General features: G+C 71.8%; 2 protein-coding genes and 1 pseudogene. 2 read left to right on the top strand and 1 reads right to left on the bottom strand.

The features are described from left to right. Positions 1–712 (top strand): DNA polymerase III subunit beta (locus PSH25_RS33625; RefSeq protein ID WP_274527260.1); only part of this gene is annotated, 712 nt, incomplete at its 5' end. 97 nt (positions 713–809) lie between these two features. After that, positions 810–2,093, top strand: a complete 1,284-nt coding sequence (serS, locus tag PSH25_RS10070) for a serine--tRNA ligase (RefSeq protein WP_238658768.1) — start codon at positions 810–812, stop codon at positions 2,091–2,093. Between the two features lie 122 nt (positions 2,094–2,215). Here the strand turns inward: serS and PSH25_RS10065 are convergent. After that, positions 2,216–2,399, bottom strand: a pseudogene (locus PSH25_RS10065) (peptide ABC transporter ATP-binding protein); the annotation flags it as partial.

Here is a 2,399-nt window from a genome sequence, read left to right as displayed (position 1 = left end):
CCCCGCCGGCCTGGCCGCCGCGCTCGACGCGGTGCGCTTCGCCGTCGGCGTCGACCCGGAGCTGCCGATGCTCGCCGGCGTGCTGTTCGACGTGGAGTCCGACGGGGTCCGGCTCGTCGCCACCGACAGGTACCGGCTCGCGCTGGCACGGGCCGGGGCCGACGTCGACGGACCGCCGGTGCGGGTGTTCGTGCCGGTGGCCCTCGTCGACCAGCTCCGGCCCCTGCTCGACACCGCCGACACGTGGCCGGTACGGCTGACCGTGGCGGGGGCGGACCTGCGGGTGCGGGTGGCCGAGCGCACGGTGACCGGCACCGCCCTGCCGTACGACTTCCCGGACTACCACCGGCTGCTGCGCAAGTCCGTCGGCGAGCGGCCGACCGCGCGGCGAATCCCGGTGGACGTGGCCGCGCTGCGCGCAGCGCTGGCCGACCCGGCGGCCCCCACGGTCGCCTGCGACCACGACGGCACGACCCGGGCGGTCACCGTGCTGGGCGTCGACGACCACGGCGGGCTGCGGCTGCTCCCCGCCGCAGACCTGGGCACCGACGTGCTCCGGGTCGGGGTGGACGGTGGCTACCTGCTGGACGCGCTGAACGCGGCCGGCGCGCCGCAACTGGTGCTGGAGCTGGACGGACCGATCGCCCCGCTGGCCGTACGCCGACCGGACGACGCGGACACCTACTCGGTGCTCATGCCGATCCGGCTCTGAGCCGGCGGCCAGCACTCCCCGTCCCGGGACGAAAAGCCCGCGACGGTAGCATCTGGTGGTTCACCTGTGAACCCCGGACGGAGGCGTACGGAGCAGCATGCTCGACATGGAGTTGATCCGGAAGGATCGCGAGGCGGTGGCGACCGCGCTGGCGAAGCGTCTGGATCCCGCCGAGGTCACCCGTGCCCTGGACGAGATCCAGCGGCTCGACCAGGAACGCCGCGCCCTGATCACGGGGATCGACGCCGAGCGGCAGCGCCGCAAGGCCGAGGCCCGGGCGTACGCGCAGGCGAAGCGGGCCGGCGAGGAGCCGCAGGTCGCCGCGCCGGAGGCGGAGCGTCAGCAGCTCGCCGACCTGGAGTCCCAGTTGGACGAGGTGCAGTCCCGGCTGCGCGACGCGATGAGTGAGCTGCCCAACCTGCCCAGCGACGACGTCGTGGCCGGCGGCAAGGAAGCCAACCGGGTGGTGAAGACCTTCGGTGAGCCGCCGGTGATCGAGAAGGTCCGCGACCACGTGGAGCTGAGCCGCGCGCTGGGCCTGGTCGACTACGAGCGCGGCGTCAAGCTCGGTGGGTCCGGTTTCTGGATCTACACCGGGGTCGGCGCCCGGCTGGAGTGGGCGCTGCTCAACTACTTCGTCGACCAGCACATCAGGGCCGGCTACGAGTTCCTGCTCCCGCCGCACCTGCTGCTCGATTCGGCCGGCTTCGCCGCCGGGCAGTTCCCCAAGTTCTACGACGACGTCTACCACCTGGATTCGGCGTCCGCCCCGCGCGGCCAGTTCCTGCTGCCCACGTCGGAGACGGCGATCCTCGGCGCGTACCAGGACGAGATCCTGGAGACCCCGAAGCTGCCGCTGAAGGCGTTCGCGTACACCCCGTGCTACCGGCGCGAGTCGGCCGGCTCGCACTCGGACGAGCGCGGCACGGTGCGCGGGCACCAGTTCAACAAGGTGGAGATCTTCCAGTTCACCCTGCCGGAGCAGGCCGACGCGGCGCTGGAGGAGATGCTCGCCCACGCCGAGAGTCTGGTCGAGGGGCTGGGTCTGCACTACCAGCGCACGCTGCTCTCGGCCGGTGACGCCAGCGCCTCGATGAAGAAGACCCTCGACATCGAGGTGTGGATGCCGAGCACCGGCAAGTACAAGGAGGTGTCGTCGGTCTCCTGGGCCGGCGACTACCAGGCTCGTCGGGCGGCCATCCGTTACCGCGAGCCGGGCGGTAAGCAGACCCGCTTCGTGCACACCCTCAACGGGTCGGCCCTGGCCACCAGCCGGCTCTTCCCGGCCATCCTGGAGCAGTACCAGCAGGCCGACGGCAGCGTCCTGATCCCCAAGGTCCTCCAGGACCGCCTAGGCACCGACCGCCTAACCCCCCGCTAACCCCCCCGCCCCTCCCCCCCTCCCCCTCCTCCCGCCTTCCCGCGTTGATCATGAAGTTATTGCCCTCCGCCTCGGCGTGTCAGGGCAATAACTTCATGATCGACAGCAGGGTTCAGGTGCTGTCAGGGCGGGGGGGGGCGGAGTTCGGGGAAGTGGCAGGCCGAGGGGTGGGGGTCCGCCGCCCTCGGGGCCGTTGCCGTGTCTTCGACGGCGCAGGCCTCCTGGGCCTTCCAGCAGCGTGTCCGGACGTGGCACCCTCTATGCGGTTCGGCAGGACTTGGCTGGTCGCCGACCAGCCGGCTCGTG

This window comes from Micromonospora foliorum, from assembly GCF_022229015.1.
Lineage (GTDB): Bacteria > Actinomycetota > Actinomycetes > Mycobacteriales > Micromonosporaceae > Micromonospora > Micromonospora foliorum.
This window is presented reverse-complemented; position numbering and strand designations above follow the sequence as displayed.

Coding starts and splice junctions, on each gene's coding strand:
- serS (WP_238658768.1), top strand. CDS start 810: ATGCTCGACATGGAGTTGATCCGGAAGGATCGCGAGGCGGTGGCGACC.